At 65.9% G+C, this 21,735-nt stretch carries 17 protein-coding genes and 1 pseudogene; 10 read left to right on the top strand and 8 right to left on the bottom strand.

Translation table 11 applies throughout. From position 1 onward, the window contains the following. Positions 1–295: 295 nt before the first annotated feature. Positions 296–2,905: a bifunctional aconitate hydratase 2/2-methylisocitrate dehydratase gene (gene acnB / locus ACK6AU_RS08275; protein ID WP_185699467.1), complete on the top strand. Its 2,610-nt coding sequence runs from the start codon at positions 296–298 to the stop codon at positions 2,903–2,905. A 79-nt stretch (positions 2,906–2,984) separates the two neighbouring features. Here the strand turns inward: acnB and ACK6AU_RS08270 are convergent, their stop codons facing one another. Beyond that, positions 2,985–4,412: an MFS transporter gene (locus ACK6AU_RS08270; protein ID WP_409298743.1), complete on the bottom strand. Its 1,428-nt coding sequence runs from the start codon at positions 4,410–4,412 to the stop codon at positions 2,985–2,987. Between the two features lie 128 nt (positions 4,413–4,540). Between ACK6AU_RS08270 and ACK6AU_RS08265 the strand changes: the two genes are divergently transcribed. Then, the gene (locus ACK6AU_RS08265) at positions 4,541–5,398 is read left to right on the top strand and encodes an AraC family transcriptional regulator (protein WP_409298741.1); all 858 of its coding nucleotides are present in this window, start codon (positions 4,541–4,543) and stop codon (positions 5,396–5,398) included. Between the two features lie 44 nt (positions 5,399–5,442). On the opposite strand, the gene ACK6AU_RS08260 is transcribed toward ACK6AU_RS08265, so the two are convergent. Beyond that, positions 5,443–6,546, bottom strand: a complete 1,104-nt coding sequence (locus ACK6AU_RS08260; RefSeq protein WP_409298739.1) for an AraC family transcriptional regulator ligand-binding domain-containing protein — start codon at positions 6,544–6,546, stop codon at positions 5,443–5,445. A 257-nt stretch (positions 6,547–6,803) separates the two neighbouring features. Between ACK6AU_RS08260 and ACK6AU_RS08255 the strand changes: the two genes are divergently transcribed. Both ACK6AU_RS08255 and ACK6AU_RS08250 read left to right on the top strand, forming a co-directional pair. Then, positions 6,804–7,943 (top strand): tyramine oxidase subunit B, encoded by a 1,140-nt coding sequence (locus ACK6AU_RS08255; protein WP_409298737.1) that lies wholly within the window; start codon positions 6,804–6,806, stop codon positions 7,941–7,943. A gap of 53 nt (positions 7,944–7,996) precedes the next feature. Continuing rightward, on the top strand, positions 7,997–9,289 hold the full coding sequence (locus ACK6AU_RS08250; RefSeq protein WP_185699306.1) for an FAD-binding oxidoreductase: 1,293 nt from the start codon (positions 7,997–7,999) through the stop codon (positions 9,287–9,289). Positions 9,290–9,401: 112 nt separating this feature from the next. Here the strand turns inward: ACK6AU_RS08250 and ACK6AU_RS08245 are convergent, their stop codons facing one another. Then, on the bottom strand, positions 9,402–10,682 hold the full coding sequence (locus tag ACK6AU_RS08245) for a serine/threonine transporter (protein ID WP_409298735.1): 1,281 nt from the start codon (positions 10,680–10,682) through the stop codon (positions 9,402–9,404). A 496-nt stretch (positions 10,683–11,178) separates the two neighbouring features. Between ACK6AU_RS08245 and ACK6AU_RS08240 the strand changes: the two genes are divergently transcribed. The 6 genes from ACK6AU_RS08240 to ACK6AU_RS08215 all read left to right on the top strand — a co-directional run bounded on the left by ACK6AU_RS08240 (position 11,179) and on the right by ACK6AU_RS08215 (position 16,629). Continuing rightward, complete coding sequence (locus tag ACK6AU_RS08240; protein ID WP_409298733.1) at positions 11,179–11,718, top strand: cysteine hydrolase family protein; 540 nt, start codon at positions 11,179–11,181, stop codon at positions 11,716–11,718. Between the two features lie 128 nt (positions 11,719–11,846). Further along, positions 11,847–12,233: a VOC family protein gene (locus ACK6AU_RS08235; protein ID WP_409298731.1), complete on the top strand. Its 387-nt coding sequence runs from the start codon at positions 11,847–11,849 to the stop codon at positions 12,231–12,233. 15 nt (positions 12,234–12,248) lie between these two features. Continuing rightward, on the top strand, positions 12,249–13,205 hold the full coding sequence (locus tag ACK6AU_RS08230) for a 2-hydroxyacid dehydrogenase (RefSeq protein ID WP_409298729.1): 957 nt from the start codon (positions 12,249–12,251) through the stop codon (positions 13,203–13,205). A gap of 170 nt (positions 13,206–13,375) precedes the next feature. Continuing rightward, on the top strand, positions 13,376–14,443 hold the full coding sequence (locus ACK6AU_RS08225; protein WP_185699311.1) for a phosphotransferase family protein: 1,068 nt from the start codon (positions 13,376–13,378) through the stop codon (positions 14,441–14,443). A gap of 38 nt (positions 14,444–14,481) precedes the next feature. After that, positions 14,482–15,249 (top strand): SDR family oxidoreductase, encoded by a 768-nt coding sequence (locus ACK6AU_RS08220; RefSeq protein WP_185699312.1) that lies wholly within the window; start codon positions 14,482–14,484, stop codon positions 15,247–15,249. Between the two features lie 273 nt (positions 15,250–15,522). Beyond that, a complete protein-coding gene (locus ACK6AU_RS08215; protein ID WP_409298726.1) occupies positions 15,523–16,629 on the top strand; it encodes a Gfo/Idh/MocA family protein in 1,107 nt (368 codons plus the stop codon). Between the two features lie 56 nt (positions 16,630–16,685). On the opposite strand, the gene ACK6AU_RS08210 is transcribed toward ACK6AU_RS08215, so the two are convergent. The 5 genes and pseudogenes from ACK6AU_RS08210 to ACK6AU_RS08190 all read right to left on the bottom strand — a co-directional run. Then, positions 16,686–18,119, bottom strand: a complete 1,434-nt coding sequence (locus ACK6AU_RS08210) for an FAD/NAD(P)-binding protein (RefSeq protein ID WP_409298813.1) — start codon at positions 18,117–18,119, stop codon at positions 16,686–16,688. Positions 18,120–18,845: 726 nt separating this feature from the next. Beyond that, positions 18,846–19,172 (bottom strand): annotated as a pseudogene (locus ACK6AU_RS08205) (AMP-binding protein); the annotation flags it as partial. Positions 19,173–19,215: 43 nt separating this feature from the next. Continuing rightward, positions 19,216–20,646, bottom strand: coding sequence for an LLM class flavin-dependent oxidoreductase (locus tag ACK6AU_RS08200; protein WP_409298724.1), 1,431 nt, complete (start codon positions 20,644–20,646; stop codon positions 19,216–19,218). Further along, a complete protein-coding gene (locus tag ACK6AU_RS08195) occupies positions 20,636–21,109 on the bottom strand; it encodes an acyl-CoA dehydrogenase (RefSeq protein WP_185699317.1) in 474 nt (157 codons plus the stop codon). The genes ACK6AU_RS08200 and ACK6AU_RS08195 overlap by 11 nt, the downstream gene beginning before the upstream one ends. 11 nt (positions 21,110–21,120) lie before the next feature. After that, positions 21,121–21,735: acyl-CoA dehydrogenase family protein (locus tag ACK6AU_RS08190; RefSeq protein WP_409298721.1), on the bottom strand; the 615-nt coding region annotated here is incomplete at its 5' end.

Below are 21,735 nucleotides of genomic sequence, written 5' to 3'. Positions count from 1 at the left end.
AATCATCCAGCCTTTTTAGGCGCCAATGTCCGTTTGAAGCTGTTTTCAAAGCGTCACGAGCACAGTCGTTCCTTCAGAGCGGTGTTGGCGAAGGGTTTTTCCAGCGGGGAAAAACCCGGAGCCAACCCTCATCCAGCTCCCGTTCTGCAGGCGTAAAACTTTGAAAGCAGCTTCTGTAAGGAATTGACGGTAATTCTGGCTAAGTGGCGCACAACGCCACGCAGCGCATGAGTACGGCAATTTCGGGATGAGCGTCCCGGACACCCATTTGGGACCACTGATGAGGGTAATAACTGTGCTTGAAGCCTACCGCAAACATATCGAAGAGCGTGCAGCACTGGGTATCGTTCCCCAGCCGTTAAACGCCGAACAAACTGCAGGCCTGGTCGAGCTGCTGAAAAACCCGCCGGCCGGCGAAGAAGCCTTCCTCGTAGACCTGATCACCAACCGCGTTCCGCCAGGAGTCGACGAAGCAGCCTATGTCAAGGCCGCTTTCCTCTCCGCCGTCGCCAAGGGCGAAGCCAAATCGCCATTGATCGACCGCAAGCACGCCACCGAACTGCTGGGCACCATGCAGGGCGGCTACAACATCGAAACGCTGGTCGCGCTGCTGGATGACGCCGAACTGGGCGCCGTCGCCGCCGAACAGCTCAAGCACACCCTGCTGATGTTCGATGCCTTCCACGACGTAGCTGAAAAAGCCAAGGCCGGTAATCCCCACGCCAAGGCCGTGCTGGACTCCTGGGCCGCCGGCGAATGGTTCACCGCCCGTCCCGCCATCGCCGACAAGTACACCCTGACCGTGTTCAAGGTGCCTGGCGAAACCAACACCGACGACCTGTCCCCCGCCCCGGACGCCTGGTCGCGCCCTGATATCCCGCTGCACGCCCTGGCCATGCTGAAGATGGCTCGCGATGGCATCGAGCCTTCGCAACCAGGTTCGGTCGGCCCACTGGCGCAGATCGAAGCGGTCAAGGCCAAGGGCTTCCCGGTCGCCTACGTCGGTGACGTGGTCGGTACCGGTTCCTCGCGTAAATCGGCCACCAACTCGGTGCTGTGGTTCTTCGGCGACGACATCCCTTACGTGCCGAACAAGCGCGCCGGTGGCTTCTGCTTCGGCACCAAGATCGCCCCGATCTTCTACAACACCATGGAAGACGCCGGCGCCCTGCCGATCGAATTCGACTGCACCAACCTGGCCATGGGCGACGTCATCGACGTCTACCCGTTCAAGGGTGAAGTGCGCCGTCATGGCAGCGACGAGCTGGTCACCAGCTTCGAGCTGAAAACCGAAGTCCTGCTGGACGAAGTCCGCGCCGGCGGCCGTATCCCGCTGATCGTCGGCCGTGGCCTGACCGAGAAGGCCCGTGCCGAACTGGGCCTGGGTGCTTCGGACCTGTTCAAGAAGCCAGAGCAGCCTGCCGATTCGGGCAAGGGCTTCACCCTGGCGCAGAAAATGGTCGGCCGTGCCTGCGGCCTGCCGGAAGGCCAGGGCGTGCGCCCGGGTGCCTACTGCGAACCGAAGATGACCACCGTCGGTTCCCAGGACACCACTGGCCCGATGACCCGCGACGAACTGAAAGACCTGGCGTGCCTGGGCTTCTCCGCCGATCTGGTGATGCAGTCGTTCTGCCACACCGCGGCCTATCCGAAGCCGATCGACGTCACCACCCACCACACCCTGCCCGACTTCATCCGCACCCGGGGCGGCGTGTCCCTGCGTCCTGGCGACGGCATCATCCACAGCTGGCTGAACCGCATGCTGCTGCCTGACACCGTCGGCACCGGCGGCGACTCTCACACCCGCTTCCCGATCGGCATCTCGTTCCCGGCCGGTTCCGGCCTGGTGGCCTTCGCCGCCGCCACCGGCGTCATGCCGCTGGACATGCCGGAGTCGGTACTGGTGCGTTTCAAGGGCAAGCTGCAACCCGGCATCACCCTGCGTGACCTGGTCCATGCCATTCCTTACTACGCGATCCAGCAGGGCCTGCTGACCGTCGAGAAGAAAGGCAAGAAGAACATCTTCTCCGGCCGCATCCTGGAGATCGAGGGCCTCAACGACCTGACCGTCGAGCAAGCCTTCGAACTGTCCGACGCCTCGGCCGAGCGTTCCGCCGCCGGTTGCACCATCAAGCTGCCGGAAGATGCGATCGCCGAATACCTGAAGTCGAACATCACCCTGCTGCGCTGGATGATCAGCGAAGGCTACGGCGATGCCCGTACCATGGAGCGCCGCGCCCAGGCGATGGAAGCCTGGCTGGCCAAGCCAGAGCTGCTGGCTGCCGACGCCGACGCCGAGTACGCCGCGGTCATCGAGATCGACCTGGCCGACGTCAAGGAGCCTGTGCTCTGCGCGCCGAACGACCCGGACGATGCCCGCCTGCTGTCCACCGTTGCCGGTGACAAGATCGACGAAGTGTTCATCGGTTCGTGCATGACCAACATCGGTCACTTCCGCGCTGCCGGCAAGCTCCTGGACAAGGTCAAGGGTGGTATCCCGACCCGCCTGTGGCTGGCCCCGCCAACCAAGATGGACGCCCACCAGCTGACCGAGGAAGGCTACTACGGCATCTACGGCAAGGCCGGTGCGCGCATGGAAATGCCAGGCTGCTCGTTGTGCATGGGTAACCAGGCACGTGTGCAGACCGGTTCGACCGTGGTCTCCACCTCGACCCGTAACTTCCCGAACCGCCTGGGCGATGCCACCAACGTGTACCTGGCCTCGGCCGAGCTGGCCGCGGTCGCTTCGATCATCGGCAAGCTGCCGACCGTCGAAGAGTACATGCAGTACGCCAAGGACATCGACAGCATGGCTGCCGACGTCTACCGCTACCTGAGCTTCGACCAGATCGCCGAGTTCCGCGAAGCGGCCGCCAACGCCAAGATCCCGGTGGTGCAAGCCTAAGGTTCTAGCGTTGTAGAAAGAACGCCGCGTATTCCACGATACGCGGCGTTTTTTATTGCCTGCGATCCGCTGGCGGCGCTCAGCCCTCTTCATGCCCGAGCAACAGGGACAGCAAGGCCGAGGCCGTACTGATCAGCGCCGTTGCCAGGAATGCGGCCTGGTAGCCAGCCAGTTCCGCGGCCTGCGACAGCACGGCTCCCCCGGCGCTGCGCAATCCGACCCCATGGGCCAGGGCCACCAGCGACGCCAGGCCAATGGCCCCACCCAACTGCCGTGCGGTATTTTGCAGGCCGGCTGCCAAGCCTGAATCCTTCTGCGGTATGCCCGACAACACGGCCTGGGTCGCACTCATCAGGGTAAGACCACATCCTATCCCCACGAGCGAGGTCGGCAACAACAGGTCTACCAGCATCGACGGCTGCGCCGGCAACCCATGGAGCCAAGCCAGGCCAGCTGCCGAGGTCAACCCGCCCACCAGCGGCAACCGCTTGAACCCCGCCTCCCGCAAACGCCGGGACAGCATCGCGGCCACCGCCAGGGTCAAGGCCAGGGGCAACATCGCCAGGCTAGTATCCCAGGCATCGAACCCGACGATCCGCTGCAGTGCCTGGGACAGGAAGTAGGTGGAACAGGTCAGTACCGCGCCGAGCCCACCGATCATCAGCATGCCGATGGGTACGTTGCGCAGGCGCAGGACCTCCAGCCGTACCAGCGGCTCCCGGGCCCGGCGTTGCACCATGATGAACACCGGCAATGCCACCCCCGCCACCACCAGGGCCAGTTGTACCGACGGTTCACTCCAACCATCGTGGGTCGCCTGGGCCAGGGCGAAGATCAACGCTCCCAGCGCCAGGGTAAGGGACACCGCGCCGGGTACATCGAGGGCCTGCCCACGACTGTCGGCATTACGCGGGTTGAGAAAAACCCAGACAATGGCCATCAGCAGCACCCCCGCCGGTACATTGACGAACATCACCCAGCGCCAGCCCCACAAACTGGTCAACACACCACCGGCCACCACGCCGAACGCCGAGCCCATGGCCGCACAAGCCGCCCAGAGGCCAATCGCCCGTTCCCGCCCAGCGCCTTGGGGATGCCCGGCCATGATCACCGCCAGTGGCGAGGTGGCCAGGGCCGCCGCCGCGAAGCCTTGCACGGCACGGGCCGCCAGCAGCATCGGGGCGCTATTGGCCAGGCCCGCAGCCAGGCTGGCAGCGCTGAACAACGCCAACCCCCACAACAGAACGGCCCGCCGGCCATAGAGATCGCCGGCCCTGGCCGCGAGCAACATGAAGCCGCCCAGCAGCAACAAATAGACGTCCACCACCCACTGCAACTGTACGCTCGACAGCGCCAGGTCCTGGCGCATGGCAGGCAGGGCGATGTTCACGATGGCGCCATCCATGACCACCATGAAGGCACACAGGCAAGCCACCAGCGTGGCAACCCAGGAAGGGGTTCCGCGCCTGAGCAAGGCCGGCGCGGGAGACAGGGAAAGCGATGACATGAGAACTCCTCGAAAGACGGGGCAAGCCAACTCTGCCTGCCCACAGGACGTGTGGACGTCATTCTGTGCCCTGCGGCACAATGCAGCGGTAACGGCAAACACCCAGAAAATAGTGAAAAGTGCTCAACATGAATGCCCAGGATGCCAGCTCCCGGATCGATCTCAGCGAATGGTGCGAAGGGCCGGACATCATCGCTCTACGGGGCGATGACAGCCCCCAGGCCGAATTCCGCCTTGGTACCCGGGAATACGACTGGCACCAGCATGCTCGCGGACAGGTGTTCTGCGTGGAGACCGGGCTGATCCAGGTGCGCACCGCCCATGGCGCCTGGTCGTTGCCACCCCAGCGCGCCGGCTGGATTCCCCCGCAGGTCCCCCATCAGATCCGCGTCAGCGGGGCCATGACCGGCTGGAGCCTGCTGCTGTCATCCAAGGCCTGCCAGCCGTTGAGCGCCACGCCCTGCGTACTGGGCACCGGCGAGGTACTGCGGGCCTTGGTGCAACGTGCCGCCAGTTGGGATCCCCTCGCACCACTGACCAAGGAGCAGGCGCGTATCGCCGCGGTGATACTGGATGAATTGCGCCATGCACCCCATCAGTCGCTGCACTTGCCGATGCCCAGCGAACCGCGTCTGCTGAAAATCGCCCAGGCGATCCTGGACAATCGCCACAGCACCTGGACCCTAAAGGACTGGGCCCATTGGGGAGCAATGTCGGCCAGTACCCTGCGTCGCCTGATGCTGGCGCAAACCGGCCTGGGCTTCGCCCAATGGCGCCAGCAAGCGCAATTGACCCAGGCCCTGGAAATGCTCGCCCACGGTGCCCGGGTCAGCCAGGTCGCGGATGCACTGGGCTACGCCTCGGCGAGTAATTTCATCGCCATGTTCCGCCGCGCCTTCGGCGACTCGCCAGGGCACTACTTCACCACCCGAGCCACCCCTGAACGAGAAGCGCAACGGCGCCGAGCCTCTGGCATTTGCGCCTGAACGCAGGAGGCAGTCCCTGGGCCGCCGTCAATGCAACCGGGTCGCTAGATCGTCGAGTCATCGACATCGCTCGCCCTGGGTTGATCGTGGCGCCTGGAATAGCGTCGCGGCGAGACCCGGGTCCACTCCTTGAACGCCCGGGAGAATGTCGCCTGGTCGGAATAGCCCAGGTCCTGGGCCACTGCCGAAAGCGACATGTCGCAAGCCTGGAGCAGGTTTTGCGCCTTCGCCTGGCGCACCTCCTTTAGCAGGCTGCGAAAGGAGCTCCCCTCTTCGACCAGGCGCCTGCGCAAGGACCGTGAGGAAAGGTCCAGCGCGGCGGCAATCGAATCGCAATCCACCGCAGTGCGGCCCAGTCGGCGGGCGATCAGTTCGCGGGCTTGCATGGCCAGCCCCCTGGTCGTGGTGTTTTCCGGCCCCAGCAAATCCAGCAGGTGGCGTTCCAGGACGCGTTTGAAGCCGATATCCTGCCCGCCTGCGGCCCGGGGGAACGGGCGTGCGAGATCGCTGTTGAGCACCACCAATTGGTTGGCGCCCTGGTGGCCGCGCACCGGCGCCTTGAAAAAACGCTCCAGGTGCTGCTCCCGGCCGGCTGTCGAGTGCTCGAAATGCACCTGCACCGGCGCCCATTGCGTCGTCAGCAGTTGCTTGATCAAGCCTACGATCCCGGACAGGGTGAATTCCGCATCCTGGCGGCGCGGCCAGATACCCGGTTCCTGGATCCGATAGCTCAAGACACTCACCTGCGGGCCGCGAACCAGCTCCATCGACGAGCGGGTCTGCCAGCGCATCTGGAACTTCATGACGCAGTCCAGGGCATCGTCCAGGTTGGCGCAAGCCTTGAACAGGGTATGAAAAGGTCCCAGCTCCTCGAGCCCGAACTGCGTTCCCATGTCCAGGCCTAGAAAAGGCCGGTCGAACCTTTGCGCCGCCTGCTCGATCAACGACACATAGCGCCCCAGTGCTATGCGCTCATAGGGTGTCGCAGCCTGGGATCGGTAGAGGCCGTGCTCACGTAACAACGGATCCAGCCGCCGGCCCACATTGGCCAGGGCCTTGAGCAGCGTGATCAGGTACAGGGTACGGATCGTCGCCTGTTCACCGGCATCCGGACGGCACTCATGAGTTGCCTCAAGCAGTTCCTTCATACGCATCCCACCTCGCAGGCCATCCTGGCGTTAGTCGATCGCGCCCTCCTCCTATCGGCCTGGCCCTACCGGCACACAGCGCAGGGACATCAGTTTCCGCTCTTTCTCGCAGGCTGCCAGAACCGAATCGGTGTTGGCCGATTCTGCAAATTCTGCATCCGGTTTTGCAATTTACCGCGGTTCTGGACCGCGGCAAGATCCGCCCAACAACAACAACAACAACAACAACAACAACAACGCCTGAAAGGATGTGAGAGATGAACGCCTCGACGAAGATCGACTTTGTTTATCTGTCCGAACCGGACATGGTCCGGGCCGGTGTGACCGACATGCCCAGCTGCGTGGACACCATCGAAGAAGTGTTCAGCCTGCTCTATCACAACGACTACCGCATGGCGGGCGCCAACAATAGCTCCCATGGCGCACTGATGGTGTTCCCCGAGAACTCCCCCTTTCCCGATATGCCCAAGCCCACCGCCGACCGCCGCTACATGGCGATGCCAGCCTATCTGGGAGGGCGTTTTCGCATGGTTGGCATGAAATGCTACGGCTCCAATGCCGAGAACCGCGACAAGGGCCTGCCCCGCTCGATCCTGATGTTCATGCTCAATGACCCCGATACCGCCGCTCCGCTGGCCTTCATGTCGGCCAACCTGTTGTCGGCTTACCGAACAGGTGCCGTGGCCGGTGTTGGTGCCCGGCACTTGGCGCGCAAGGAGTCCCGGGTGGTGGGGATCCTCGGCCCGGGCGTCATGGCCCGGACCTCGCTGGCCGCCTTCATGGCGGTATGCCCGCACATCGACACGGTGAAGATCAAGGGACGTGGTCAACACAACCTCCAGGCCTTCCTGGCCTGGGTAGCCGAGACCTTCCCGCAGATCACCCGGGTGCAAGTGGTCGACAGCCTGGAAGCGCTGGTACGCGACAGCGACATCGTGACCTTCTGCGCCTCCGGCGTGGTCAGCGACCCTTCGACCTACCCCACGGTCCAGCGCGAGTGGCTACGGCCCGGAACCTTCTTGTCTATGCCGGCCACCTGCAACATGGACCAGGCCATGGAGGCCGCGAACATTCGCAAGGTCCTGGACCACACCGCGCTCTACGAGGCCTGGTACGACGAAGTGCCCAAACCGTCCCACGCCACTGTCCCGATGATCGGCATGCGCTTCATGGACCTGCTCGCCGCAGGCGGGATGCGACGCGAGCAGCTCGAGGACCTGGGCGCGATTGTCGCTGGCCAGGCGCCTGGCCGGCGTTCCGAGGACGACATCATCATGCTGTCCGTGGGCGGCATGCCCGTAGAAGACGTGGCCTGGGGCACGGTGGTCTATCGCAATGCCCTGGAGCGCGGAATCGGCGTCAGGCTCAACCTGTGGGAGCAGCCCGCCCTGCGCTGAGGCCGGGACGCGAGCAGCAGTCCGAGTGATATCCAAGCTGAAGGAGACGAGTCGTGGCGCCCCTGATCACCCCGGTCCAGACCTCGCTGGACCTGCCCGAAGCGACCACCGTGGTGGTCATAGGCGGCGGCATCATCGGCCTGGTCGCCGCCCTGGTCCTGGCCGAACGCGGCACGCCCGTGGTCGTGCTGGAAAAAGGCCGGATCGCTGGCGAACAGTCCTCGCGCAACCAGGGCTGGATTCGCAAGATGAGCCGCTCGGCGCCCGATGTCCCGCTGGCCATGGCCGCCGATTCGCTATGGGACGGCCTGGCGGCACGGGTCGGCGCCGATGTCGGCTACCGCCGCGCCGGCATCCTGTACCTGGCCCGCAACGACTCCGACTTGGCCATGCACCAGGGCTGGCTCGATTCGGTACGGGACCTGGCGCTGGACTCGCGCCAGATCAGCGCATCGCGCATCGCGACCCTGGTGCCGGGCGGCAGCGGTCACTGGGCAGGCGGCCTTTACACACCTTCGGACGGACGCGCCGAACCGACCCTGGCGGCCAGCGCGATCGCCCGTGCGGCCATGGCACAGGGTGCCGTGATCGTCGAGCACTGCGCGGTACGGACCCTGTCGCTGGCCGCCGGCAGGATCGCCGGGGTCGTCAGCGAACGCGGCGAGATCCGCTGCGAGCAGGTGCTGCTGGCGGGCGGCCTGTGGTCGCGACGTTTTCTCGGCAACCTGGGCATCGACCTGCCGACCTTGCCCTTGGTGGCCTCGATCCTGCGGACCGCGCCTCTGCAAGGCCCCTGTGATATCACCGTGGGCGCCCCGGACTTCTCGTTTCGCAAACGCCTGGACGGTGGCTTCACCATCAGCCATCGCGGCATCCTGAGCGCACCGCTGACGCTCGACAGCCTGTTGCTAGGGCGGCGTTACCTGGGCGCGCTGCGCGGACAATGGCAAAACCTGCAACCGTCCATCGGCCGCGAGCTGTTCGACGATCTCCTCCTGGGACGACGCTGGCGAGCCGACCAGGTATCGCCTTTCGAACGGGTACGAACCCTGGACCCACCTGCCGACCCCAGGGTGAACGCCGAAGCACTGCGCAACCTGGCCGCGGCATGGCCGATGTTCAAGGACGCCGTGGTGAAGCAAGCCTGGAGCGGCGCGCTCGATGTCACCCCCGACTCGCTACCGGTGATCGGCCCTGTCGCGAAGATTCCCGGCCTGACCTTGGCCAGCGGCTTCTCGGGCCACGGCTTCGGCACGGCACCAGCGGCCGGGCAACTCGCCGCCGACCTGATCTGTGCCACCAGGCCCGTGGTCGATCCGAGGCCTTATCGGCTTGAGCGCTTCTAGCCCTCCACGGCAGCTGGCCGAAACCCGGCGCCCGAGATGACAACGCCGCCGGGGCTGGGCAGCACCGGCGGCGTTGGTTTCAACTATTGTGTAGCGCCAGGCAATCCCGGCCTCAGGAGGCCAGCGAGTACACCAGTGCGGTGATGGCCACCAGGCCCACCAGGGTCACGAACACGTTGGACGCCTGGCCGCGATAGCGGGCCATGGCCGGCACCTTGCGGATGGCGTACATCGGCATCAGGAACAGGATGGCCGCGATCACCGGGCCGCCCAGGGTCTCGATCATGCCCAGGATACTCGGGTTCAAGGTCGCCACCGCCCAGCAGATCACCAGCATGAAGGCCGCGGTCACCCGATCCAGGGTCTTGGCGCCCGGGCGCCGGCCACTCTTGACGATCAAGCCCTTGAGGCCTTCGCTGGCCCCGATGTAGTGGCCCAGGAACGACTTGGCGATGGCCACGAATGCGATCAGCGGCGCAGCGAAGGCGATGGTCGGGTTGCTGAAGTGGTTGGCCAGGTAGGACAGGATCGACAGGTTCTGCGCCTTGGCTTCGGCCAGTTGGGCCGGCGACAGGGTCAGCACGCAGCTGAAGACGAAGAACAGCACCATGGCCACCATCAGCAGGTGGGCGCGGGACAGGATCTGCGAGCTGCGCTGCTCCGCGTGCTGGCCGTAGCGGCGCTTCTGGTCCACGGCGAAGGCCGAGATGATCGGCGAGTGGTTGAAGGAGAACACCATCACCGGAATCGCCAGCCACAGGGTATGCAGGAAGGCCGATGGCGCCGGGATGTCGCCGGCGGCGGCGAGGATACCGCCGTTCCAGTGCGGGATCAGGAACACCGCCAGGAACAGCAAGGCGACGATGAACGGGTAGACCATCAGGCTCATGGCCTTGACGATCACTTGCTCGCCACAGCGCACCACCGCCAGCAGGCCGAGGATCAGCACCAGCGACAGCACCGCGCGCGGCGGCGGGACGATGTGCAGCTGGTGCTCCATGAAGCTGCCGACGGTGTTGGTCAGGGCCACGCTGTAGATCAAGAGGATGGGGAAGATGGCGAAGAAATAGAGCAAGGTGATCAGGGCCCCGGCCTTGATCCCGAAATGTTCCTCCACCACTTCGGTGATGTCGGCGCCGTCACGTCCGGAGAGCACGAAGCGGGTCAGGCCGCGGTGCGCGTAGAAGGTCATGGGGAAGGCCAGCAACGCCAGGATCAGCAACGGCCAGAAGCCGCCGAGGCCAGCGTTGATGGGCAGAAACAGGGTACCGGCACCAATGGCGGTGCCGAACAGGCCCAGCATCCAAGTGGTGTCTTGGCGATTCCAGCTGCTCAGGGTCGCTGGGACCGCCGTTTCAAAGCGTTGATCAACGCTGTTGGCCTGATCATTCATCCGGTGGGATCTCCACATTCCGGTCGTTTGCCGTTGGCTCGAAGGCGCGTCGGAATACCCGACAGACAGAACCCCGAGCCAACAGAGGGGGCGCGATTGTCCGGGATTCCAAGGGCGCTGCATAGACTCAGCGGAGGAATGGCACCTGCGTTGCAGCAATAATGTCCGTTTTTGTCGCAAGGCGTCTGGCCCGGCCCTCTCCCTGGTCCTGCGGCTTTTTCGCAGGTGCCGAACGGCCCGTCAAAGCGACTTATCGCCTCATCCCCGGCGAATCCAGGCTCACCTGCGCCTGCATTGACAGGCGTCGGCGACGAACGGCATGATCGGACCCATGAATGCCTATCCGCTCATCCCCACCATCTACACCACGACTGCCTCCGGCGGGTCGTGTGGTGGCTGTGCAGGATGAAGCGAGCACAGTGACAACCAAGGCCCCGCCAGCAATGGACGGGGCCTTTTGTTTCTCCGTCCGGCTGGCACAACAAGGAGAGACAAGATGCCTTTAACCAACGCCAAGCGCGCCCTGCTGGTCATCGACATGCAGGTCGGACTGTTCAACGGACCGGACAAGCCCTACCAGCGCGAACAGGTCCTGGACAACATCAACCAACTGATCCGCCGCGCCCGCCAGGCCGCAGCGCCGATCTTCGCCATGCGCCATACCGGCGCCGCCGACTCGCCCATCGCCGCCGGCAGTCCGTTCTGGCAGTTGCTGCCGACCCTGGAGGTGGACGAGCAGCAAGACTGCGTACTAGACAAGACCCGCCCCAACTGCTTCACCGGCACCGGGCTGGCCGAGCGCCTGCACCAGGCCCAGATCGGCGAGCTGGTGATCGTCGGCATGAAGACCCAGTACTGCGTCGATGCCACCTGCCGCGCCGCCGGCGACCTGGGCTTTACCGCACTGCTGGTGGCGGATGCCCACACCTGCATGGACACCCCATGTCTGGGGGCGCGCAAGATCATCGATCATCACAACACCACCCTGGACGGCGCCTTCGTCACCCTCGCCGCGACCGCCGACGTCGCCTTCTGATCCGGCCCTCACTGCCCGGGACGCGCCGATCGCGGCGCCACTCCCCGGCAACGGCTGTTCCGGGCATTGCCAAAGGCCCGGCTAATGCGCACCCTTGAGCCTTCGCCATCGTCTGACGGGAGTTGCCCATGAGTGTTGCCGGCTTCGTGCTCTACAGCCTTGATCCACAGGCATTGGCGCGGTTCTACAGCGCACTGCTGGACTGGCCCGTCAGCGAGCGACAGCCCGACTACCTGCAACTGCAACACCAGGGCATGGAGCTGACGCTGATCCAGGTACCGGCGGCGATCGCCGCGCGCATCGTCCTGCAAGATCCTCCCCTGCCCCGCAGCGACTCTGCCTGCAAGCCGGTGTTCTGGATCAGCGACCTGGATCAGGCCCGGCAACGCGCCGCCCGTGCCGGCGGGCGGCTGTACGAACCCGAACGCGAATGGCAGTTCAAGGGCGCCAGGGTCTGCGACGGCATCGATCCGGAAGGCAATATCTTCCAGTTGCGGCAAACCCTGCCTCGATAACCCAAGGAGTTCGCCATGCCCGCCACCGTCCTGGTCCTGATTGAAAATTTCAACGCTTACCTGCCACGGCTCGAAGCGCTGGGCTTTGCGCTGATCCTGGCCCAGACGCCCGCTGCCCGGGCCCGGGCGATCGCCGACCACGCCGGGCAGATCGACGCCGTGCTGACCCGTGGCCCCCTGGGCCTGAGCGCACAGGAAATCGATGCCCTGCCCCGGTTGCAGATCATCTGCGTGATCGGCGCCGGCTACGAGCAGGTGGACCTGCAAGCGGCGAGCAATCGCGGGATCGCCGTGACCACTGGCGCCGGGATCAATGCCCCGTCGGTGGCCGACCATGCCCTGGCGCTGCTGTTGGCCCTGGTGCGCGGCATTCCCCAGGCGGACGCGTCGGTGCGCCAGGGGCATTGGCCGAAAGTCACACGCCCATCATTGACCGGCATGCACCTGGGCATCCTCGGGCTCGGCGCGGTGGGCCAGGCCATCGCCCGGCGCTGTGCCCTGGGCCTGGACATGCAGGTCAGCTATCACGGCCGCCAGCCGCGACCGGAGCAGCCCTATCGTTTTTGCCCGACCCTGCTGGAACTGGCCCGGGACGTCGACCTGCTGGTGATCGCCACCCCTGGTGGCGCCGAGACCCGGCACCTGGTGGACCACGAGGTGCTGGCGGCCCTGGGGCCCGAGGGTTTCCTGGTGAATGTGGCGCGGGCCAGCGTGGTGGACACCGAGGCCCTGCTGCTGGCGCTGGAGCAACGTCGGCTCGCCGGTGCGGCCCTGGACGTGTTCGACGCCGAACCTGAGGTGCCGGAACGCCTCAAGCGCCTGGACAACGTGGTGCTCACCCCCCATGTCGCCGGTCTGTCGCCCCAGGCCAGCCGCGACACCGTGGACATGGTCGGGCGCAACCTGCTGGCCCACTTCAGTGGCCAGCCGTTGCTGACCCCTTTGGCCCTGCCGCTGCCCAACCGCAGCTGAATCCCGGCTGACGGCTATGCTCCCTGGGGCGATTCAAACGCCTGTATCAAAAACAATGATTGCCCGGCAACACTCGCACCTATAAAGGCCCGCCAAGATTGTGGGGGGCCAGCGGGCACATTAGATTAGTCAATGATCTCTGGCCTCCAGAATAAGCAGAAGGGATAAGCATGGCGCTTACAGACCAGTCCACCCGCACCCGCTCGGGTGAAGAACTCGACGCCGCTCTGATCGACCCATACCTCAAGGCGCAGATTCCCGGCCTGACCGGCACGCCGCGGATCAGCCAGTTCCCCGGCGGTGCCTCGAACCTCACCTACCTGCTGGAATACCCCGAGCAGGAATTCGTCCTGCGCCGCCCGCCTTTCGGCCACAAGGCCAAGTCGGCCCACGACATGGGCCGCGAGTTCCGCATCCTCAACCAACTCAAGGACGGCTTCCCGTACTGCCCCAAGGCCTATGTGCACTGCACCGACGAATCGGTGATCGGGGCCGAGTTCTATGTGATGGAACGGGTCAAGGGCATCATCCTGCGCTCCGACCTACCAGCGGAACTGAACCTCGACGCCAGCCACACCCAGACACTGTGCAAGAGCTTCATCGACCGCTTCGTCGAGCTGCATCGGGTCGACTACCAGGCCTGCGGCCTGGGCGACCTGGGCAAGCCTGAAGGTTATGTGCAGCGCCAGATCAAGGGCTGGAGCGATCGCTACGAGAAGGCCCTGACCCCCGATGCCCCGCAATGGGACGTGGTCAAGGCCTGGCTCAACGACAAGATGCCCGCCGACCATCCGACCTCGAGCATCGTGCATAACGACTACCGCTTCGACAACGTGATCCTCGACCCGCAGAACCCGATGCAGATCATTGGCGTGCTGGACTGGGAACTGACCACCTTGGGCGATCCGCTGATGGATCTGGGCAACACCCTGGCCTACTGGATCGAGGCCAGCGACCCGGGGCCGGTGCAACTGATGCGCCGCCAGCCGAGCAACGCCCCGGGCATGCTCAGCCGCCAGCAGTTCGTCGACTACTACGCCGAACGCTCCGGCATCCAGATCGGCAACGTCGACTTCTACTACACCTACGGCCTGTTCCGCCTGGCCGGCATCGTGCAGCAGATCTACTACCGCTTCTACCACGGCCAGACCCAGGACAAACGCTTCGCGCAGTTCATCCACATGAACAAGCTGCTGGAGCAGATGAGCCTGCAAGTCATCGGCAAATCCAGCCTCTGAGTGCGCCCCGGCGCCTGACCGCCCAACAAGGAAAAACCATGTCCAAGACTCAGTTGTTCGACCTCGACGGCAAGATCGCATTCGTTTCCGGCGCCAGCCGTGGCATCGGTGAGGCCATTGCCAAGCTGCTGGCCCAGCAAGGCGCCCATGTGATCGTCTCGAGCCGCAAGCTCGAAGGCTGCCAGCAAGTGGCCGAGGCCATCGTCGCCGCCGGCGGCAAGGCCACCGCCATCGCCTGCCACATCGGTGAAATGGAGCAGATCCAGCAGGTGTTCGCCGCCATCCGCGAGCAGTTCGGGCGCCTGGATATCCTGGTCAACAACGCCGCCACCAACCCACAGTTCTGCAACGTGCTGGACACTGACCTGGGCGCCTTCCAGAAGACCGTGGACGTGAACATCCGCGGTTATTTCTTCATGTCGGTGGAAGCCGGCAAGCTGATGCGCGAGCACGGTGGCGGCAGCATCATCAACGTGGCTTCGATCAACGGCGTATCGCCGGGGCTGTTCCAGGGCATCTACTCGGTGACCAAGGCCGCGGTGATCAACATGACCAAGGTCTTCGCCAAGGAATGCGCACAGTTCGGCATCCGCTGCAACGCCCTGCTGCCGGGCCTGACCGACACCAAGTTCGCCTCGGCGCTGGTCAAGAACGACAGCATCCGCAACGCCGCCCTGGCGCAGATCCCGCTCAAGCGCGTGGCCGACCCGAGCGAGATGGCCGGCGCGGTGCTCTACCTGGCCAGCGACGCTTCCAGCTACACCACCGGCACCGCGCTGAACGTGGATGGCGGTTTCCTGTCCTGAGCGAGCTGCGCCGTACAAAAAGGCAGCCTGCGGGCTGCCTTTTTCATGCCTGGCACGAGCCTGTAGGAGCAGCCGGTGAACGCTCGATAGCGCGCGATGAACCCGAGACGCCGCGTTCCGTCCGGCAATCCACGTCATCGTTAACGACCCTCGCGAGCAAGCTTCGCTCCTACAGGGGGCGCACAAAAAGAATATTTATTCTCTACATTGAAATATGAGAATTTTTATTCCATAAATAGCCGTCCCTACCACAACAACTCTAAAGGTGCGGCGATGGATGAACTGGGCGTTGGGCTGATCGGAACCGGATTCATGGGGCGCGCCCACGCCCTGGCTTTTCGCAGTGTCGGTGCGGTATTCGAACTGCCGGTGCGCCCGCGCCTGGCGGCCCTGGCGGATGCCGATGGGCAACGCGCCGCGCACTGCGCCAGGGCCTGGGGATTCGCCCAGGCCCACGCGGATTGGCGCCAGTTGATCGATGACCCGCAGGTCGGCTTGGTGGCGATCACCACCCCCAATCACTTGCACTTTCCCATGGCCATGGCGGCCCTGGCGGCGGGCAAGGCGGTGTACTGCGAAAAACCCCTGGCCGTGACCAGCGAACAGGCCCGGCAGATGCATCAAGCCGCACAGGCGGCCGGGGTGGTGACCCGGGTCGGCTACAACTACCAGCACAATCCGTTGATCGTCCTGGCCCGCGAGCTGATCGGCAATGGCGAGCTGGGGCAACTGGTGAGTTTCCAGGGCGAATTCAGCGAGGACTTCATGGCCGATCCGGACTCACCCTGGACCTGGCGCTGTGACCCACAACAGGCGGGCGGCGCCCTGGCGGACCTGGGCAGCCACCTGCTGGCCATGGCGCGTTTTCTCATGGGGCCGGTGGCCGCCGTGTGCGCCGATACCCACACCGTGCATCAGGAGCGCCCCGTTCGGGCCGGCGCCCCTGAACGCCGCGCCATCACCGTGGACGACCAGGCCCATGCGCTGCTGCGCTTCGCCAATGGCACCCGGGGCAGCGTGAGCAGCAGTTGGATCAAGCACGGCTACAAGAACCACCTGGCCTTCGAGATCAGCGGCACCCTGGGGACCCTGGCCTTCGACCAGGAACGCCTGAACGAACTGCGCCTGTATCGGGCCGGCCAACCGGGTTTCCAACGCCTGCTGGCCGGTCCGTCCCTGCCCGGCTACGCGGCCTTCAGCCCGGCGCCGGGGCACCAGTTGGGCTACAACGAACTCAAGACCCTGGAAGTGCAGGAGCTGCTCATGGCGATGTGCGGCCAGGGGCGGGACGGCACCGACTTCCAGGAAGCCTGGGAAGTGGAACGGCTGGCGGCCGCGATCCGCCTCGCCGCCCGGGAGCAACGCTGGATCACCTTGTAACCGCTGCCGGACCAGATCGAGGCCTTCATCACGCCAAGCCAAATGCCCTCCAGCGCCTACAACAGCGCCGCCAGGCGTACGGCCAGGGCCTTGGCTTGCAGGGCCACATCGGTGACCGCGGTGCTTTCCCACCACAGGCCGCGCAATGGCGGGCCCATGGCGAACAGGCATTCGCTGGCCCGCCCCTGGGCGTCGTGCACCGCGCCGTCGGGCTCGGCACTGATGCCTAGGGCCAACGGCCCCGGTTGCACCAGGCCCCGGGCCAGGAGCTGCCGGGGCAAGGGCCGGTCCACCCGGCGCCAGTCGTACTCGATGCCACTGGAGTTGATCAAGGCATCGCCCGACACCCGCGTGCTTTCCCGGCTGCCGCGATAGCGCAAGCGAATCGCCAGGCGGCCCTCGCTGTCCGGCTCCAGCCCCTGGTAGCTGGCGGCATGGATACGCAAACGGCCCTGGGCATGCAGGCGCCTCACCAGCTCATCGCTCAAAGGCGGCGAACGATGGTGATGGCTCTCCCACCAGGGTCGTACATGCCGCACGAACTGGCGGCGCTGGCAATCGCTGGCCTGGCTCCACAAGCGCGGGATATGCGCCCGCACCGTGTCCAACGGCGCTTGCCAGTCGATGCCCTGGGCCAGGGCCTGGCGGCACTGGCGGCGCAGCTCGTGGAGCAATTGCCGGGGGCTGCGGATAGCCGGGTCCTGGTCCAGGAAATCGACCCAGGCCGGCGGCTGGCGCCGCACATGGGGCAGCAGCCCATGGCGGGAAAACACGTCGATGGGACCGCGGTGCCCTGCCTGCTCCAGGGACACGACGGCGTCCACCATGGTCAGCCCGGAACCGATGATCAGCACCCTGGACATCGGGTCCAGGCGCGCCATGGCGCTTACATCCCAAGGGTCCAGGGCGGCAGCGTTGAGGCCGCTGGAATGGGTTTGCCGGGTACGGGCGGCGGGGAACATGCCCGTGGCCAGTACCGCCAGCGCGCCCTGCAGTTGGCGCCCATCGGCCAGGACCAGCGAAATCCCGCCGTCCTTATGCTGCAGGTCCACCACCTCACTGCGCACATGTTCCACCGAGGAGCCCTGCGCCAGGCCCAGCGCCCGGGCCTCGGCCAAACGCTGCTGGACATAGACCCCGAACAACCCCCGGGGCGGAAAGAGCTCGCTGATGGGCACCGGCTGGAGGGCCGACTCGGGCCAGCCGCCTTCGGCGATATGCCGGGTCAGCCACTGGGTCAGGTCGTCGGGGTTGTCCGGGTCGATGCTCATGCGCGCCGCGTTGCCATTGAGCGTGTGACCCAGCTCGGTGGCGCTGTAGGCCTCGCCCCGGCCCAGTTCGGCCCGGGGCTCGATCACCAGGATGCGACGCCACCCCGGCTGGCGCAGCAGTTGCGCGGCCAGCGAGGCGCCACTGAGGCCGCCGCCGATGATCAGGATCTCGGCATCGCGGGGGGCAGGGTCCGGTTGCCCGGTAGGGGTCTGCTTCATGAAGTGCTCGCGGTCAGGGTTGGCCGGGACTCTGCTCCCGGGTGGGCATGGGCGTTCCCGTGCAGCAGGGTAATGCCTGGCCCGGCACCGGGAACATCCCCCGGTACGATGATAGGCGCGCCAAGGGCCCTGGTCCGCCAGGCAATACCAAAGTAGGACGGGCTGCCGTGCGCTATGGCGGGCGACGTTCGAGCCCGGCGATCCAACCCGGCAGCGCCCCCGGGGATTGGGCAGGCGGCCAACACCCAGCAAGCGCCGTGCCTGGCGTTCGAGCAACCATGCCAGGACATGGTGTGGTTGGCCTGCGGGCCGGGCCCAGAAACGACGCCAGCCGGCCAACAGGGCCGCAAGTTGGTCCTGCAGGCCCTGCTGGCCCTGGGGGGACAGCAGCAAGTCGCTGGGGGCCATTTCCCGCCGGTCGCGGGCCGCCGAACCCGGGCTTTCGGGAAAAGCCAGGCTGTGCCCGCTACCCAGCCAGTGTTCGAGCAGCACCTCCAGGCCGCCCTGCCAGCAGGTCCCCTCCTCGCTCCACAATTGCACCGCCGCATGAGACCAGCGCCGACGCCCCTGGCGCCGCGAACCATCGGCGCCTCCCAGCAGTTGGCTGAAGCTCAGCCAGGAGGGATGCGTGCTCCGGGGCAGGTCCCCGGGAGCGCTGACGATCAACAACCGTGGAGCAGGACCGCGGTGCACGGCGGCCTGCCAGCGAGCCCATTGCCGGCCGCTGCCGATGAACACATGGCTGGGCCGCAGGCGCCACAGGGATTGACGCAAGGCCTCGCTGGGCAGCTGGTCGTCGAGGCTCGCCACCTCGGCCCCCAGGCTCCGGGCCGCCAGGGCCAGGAGCAGCAGGTCAGGCTCGAATGGTCCACTCAACAGCAACCGCGACTGGCTACCCAAGCCATGCTGGCGCAAGCCGTCGGCCAGGCGCTCGGCATCGCGCAGTACATCGATCCAGCGCCAGCCATGCCAACGGCCCCGGCGCTTGTGGCGCAGGGCGTTGGCCAAGGGCCGCACCCGGGCCCAGTGTCGCAGCGACTCGTACCTGTCCATGACCGCTCCCTGGCCTCCTGTAACCGCTGGCGCAGTCTGCGAACTACCACCGCTGCGCGACCGGCCGCTGCCGCGCCGCCTCGGCGGCCGCTACCCCCTGGCGTTGCGTGCCGAGGTTGCGCCAGGCGCTGCCCGGATGGCTCTCGGGCAACCTGGGGCCTGCGCCGAACAACTTCTCGCGCAGGGTGCCTGGCGCATAGTCGGTCTTGTACGCCCCGCGCTTCTGCAACTGCGGCACCAGCAGTTCCACTGCGTCGATAAAGGTTTCGTGGGTCAAGGCGTAGGCCAGGTTGAAGCCATCCACGTCGGTTTCCTCGACCCACTCCTGCAACAGGTCGGCCACGGTCTCGGGACCACCGACGAACAACGGGCCGAAGCCGCCGATGCCCACCCAGTCCGCCAGCTCGTGGGGCGTCCAGACCTTGTTCGGGTCCGCCGTGGAGAAGGCTTCCACCGCCGACTGGATGGCGTTGGTGTGCACATGCCGCAGCGGCTCGTCAGGGCGGAAGCGACTGAAATCGATGCCGGTCCAGCCACTGATCAAGGCCATGGCGCCTTCGTAGCTGACCCAGCGCTTGTATTCCTCGAACTTGGCCTTGGCCCGGGCGTCGGTCTCGCCGAGGATCACCGTCTGTAGGTTGAAGATCAGCAGCTTCGACGGGTCGCGCCCGGCCTCGGCGGCGCGACGGCGGATATCGGCCACGGTCTTTTTCAGCAACACCTTCGATGGCGCCGCGACGAATACGCATTCGGCCTGCTCGGCGGCGAACTGCTTGCCCCGGCTGGAGGCCCCGGCCTGGTAGAGCACCGGGGTGCGCTGCGGCGAGGGCTCGCACAAATGGATACCCGGTACCTGGAAGTGCCTGCCCTGGTGGCGGATCTCGTGGATCTTGCTTGGATCGCTGAAGATCCGCCGCTCGCGGTCGCGCAGCACCGCGCCGTCCTCCCAACTGCCCTCCCAGAGCTTGTAGCAAACCTCCAGGTACTCCTCGGCGTAGTCATAGCGGGCGTCGTGTTCGGTCTGGGCCTGCTGGCCGATGTTGCGTGCACCGCTCTCCAGGTACGAGGTGACGATGTTCCAGCCGGCCCGGCCCTTGGTCAGGTGATCGAGGGTGGAAAGACGCCGGGCGAAAGGATACGGATGTTCGAAGGACAGCGACGCGGTCAGGCCGAACCCCAGGTGTTCGGTGACCAGGGCCATGGGCGGAATCAGTTGCAGCGGATCGTTCACCGGCACTTGGGCCGCCTGGCGGATCGCTGCCTCGCCGTTGCCGTTGTAGACGTCATAGATGCCCAGCACATCGGCGATGAACAGCCCGTCGAACTTGCCCCTCTCGAGGATTCGCGCCAGGTCGGTCCAGTATTCCAGGTCCTTGTACTGCCAGGAGCGGTCCCGGGGGTGGGCCCAGAGCCCGGGCGATTGATGACCGACGCAGTTCATGTCGAAAGCGTTGAGGCGGATCTCACGGGGCATCAGGCAGCCCTCCCGAGCCTTCAGGCAACACGCCATTGAGGCGATAGTTGCCGATCAACCGGTACTTCCAACGCAGCGGGTCGTCCAGGGTCGAGGGCTGCGGGCTGCGCTGGCCGGTGAGTTCGAACTCGGCGTTGCTGGCAGCCAGCAACGCTTCGCCGATGGCGATCGCCGCCTCGGCCAGGGCGACCCGGACCTGGGCCGGGTCCTGCTCCGCGTGCAAGTGGCGCTGGGCACGCTCCTGCAGGGCCGCGGCCACTTCGATGCGGACCTGCAGGTCACCGAAGCGGCTGATCACGTAGGGGTCCTGGCTGGCCTGCGCCAAGCCGCTGCCCGGCCAGGGCCGGGCGTGCTGGCGTACGTAGGCGAGAGTCTGCTGCAACAGGCCTCGAGCCCGCTGCAACTGCTCGGCATTGCGGGCCAGGGCGTCCTGGGGGGTATCGGGTCGGGTCAAGGCATTCATGGGGCTGTCCTTCAGTTCCAGGCGTGGCGGGCCGGCTTGACGCCGTTGAGCAGGAAATTGCCGATCAGGTGGTATTTCCAACGGGCCGGATCGTGCAGGGTGTGGGTCCGGGCATTGCGCCAGTGGCGGTCGAGGTTGTACTTGGCCGATACCGAACGGGTGCCGGCCAGTTCGAACAGCTTGCTGGCCGCGAGCAAGGCGCTTTCGGTGGACAGCACCTTGGCCTGGGCCACCACCAGCGAGGCTTGGGCGACGCTGTCCGCATCCGGGCTGGCCAGGGCCTGGTCGATGGCCTGGGCCGCGCGAGTGAGGATTTCCTCGGCACCGTGTACCCGCCACTCCAGGTCGCCGATGGCCGCGAGGGTGTAGGGATCCTGCCAGCCATGGTCCAGGCCGCTGTCGATCCAGGGCCGGGACTGCCGGGCGTGGAGCTTGGCATCCTCCAGGGCGGCGACGGCGATGCCGGTGTCGACCGCGGCCTGGATCACTTGGGAGATCGGCCCATCGGCGGGGGGGGGGGGGAAAGGAAGGGGGGGGGGGGACAACCCGCCGCGCGGGACCCGCCCCGCCCGCAGGGGGACGCCGCCCCCGGCGGGTGGGGGCGTGGCCCAGAGCGACCCCAGACC

The organism is Pseudomonas sp. KCJK8993, assembly GCF_046230915.1.
In the GTDB taxonomy this organism is placed as follows: domain Bacteria; phylum Pseudomonadota; class Gammaproteobacteria; order Pseudomonadales; family Pseudomonadaceae; genus Aquipseudomonas; species Aquipseudomonas piscis.
The sequence above is the reverse complement of the archived record's forward strand: the minus strand, read 5'-3'. Positions and strand labels throughout refer to the sequence as shown.

Excerpts from the sequence above, each read along its gene's own strand:
- ACK6AU_RS08270 (WP_409298743.1), bottom strand. The coding sequence starts at position 4,412 with ATGTCATCGCTTTCCCTGTCTCCCGCGCCGGCCTTGCTCAGGCGCGGA.
- ACK6AU_RS08265 (WP_409298741.1), top strand. The coding sequence starts at position 4,541 with ATGAATGCCCAGGATGCCAGCTCCCGGATCGATCTCAGCGAATGGTGC.
- ACK6AU_RS08260 (WP_409298739.1), bottom strand. The coding sequence starts at position 6,546 with ATGAAGGAACTGCTTGAGGCAACTCATGAGTGCCGTCCGGATGCCGGT.
- ACK6AU_RS08255 (WP_409298737.1), top strand. The coding sequence starts at position 6,804 with ATGAACGCCTCGACGAAGATCGACTTTGTTTATCTGTCCGAACCGGAC.
- ACK6AU_RS08245 (WP_409298735.1), bottom strand. The coding sequence starts at position 10,682 with ATGAATGATCAGGCCAACAGCGTTGATCAACGCTTTGAAACGGCGGTC.
- ACK6AU_RS08240 (WP_409298733.1), top strand. The coding sequence starts at position 11,179 with ATGCCTTTAACCAACGCCAAGCGCGCCCTGCTGGTCATCGACATGCAG.
- ACK6AU_RS08235 (WP_409298731.1), top strand. The coding sequence starts at position 11,847 with ATGAGTGTTGCCGGCTTCGTGCTCTACAGCCTTGATCCACAGGCATTG.
- ACK6AU_RS08230 (WP_409298729.1), top strand. The coding sequence starts at position 12,249 with ATGCCCGCCACCGTCCTGGTCCTGATTGAAAATTTCAACGCTTACCTG.
- ACK6AU_RS08225 (WP_185699311.1), top strand. The coding sequence starts at position 13,376 with ATGGCGCTTACAGACCAGTCCACCCGCACCCGCTCGGGTGAAGAACTC.
- ACK6AU_RS08220 (WP_185699312.1), top strand. The coding sequence starts at position 14,482 with ATGTCCAAGACTCAGTTGTTCGACCTCGACGGCAAGATCGCATTCGTT.
- ACK6AU_RS08215 (WP_409298726.1), top strand. The coding sequence starts at position 15,523 with ATGGATGAACTGGGCGTTGGGCTGATCGGAACCGGATTCATGGGGCGC.
- ACK6AU_RS08210 (WP_409298813.1), bottom strand. The coding sequence starts at position 18,119 with ATGAAGCAGACCCCTACCGGGCAACCGGACCCTGCCCCCCGCGATGCC.
- ACK6AU_RS08200 (WP_409298724.1), bottom strand. The coding sequence starts at position 20,646 with ATGCCCCGTGAGATCCGCCTCAACGCTTTCGACATGAACTGCGTCGGT.
- ACK6AU_RS08195 (WP_185699317.1), bottom strand. The coding sequence starts at position 21,109 with ATGAATGCCTTGACCCGACCCGATACCCCCCAGGACGCCCTGGCCCGC.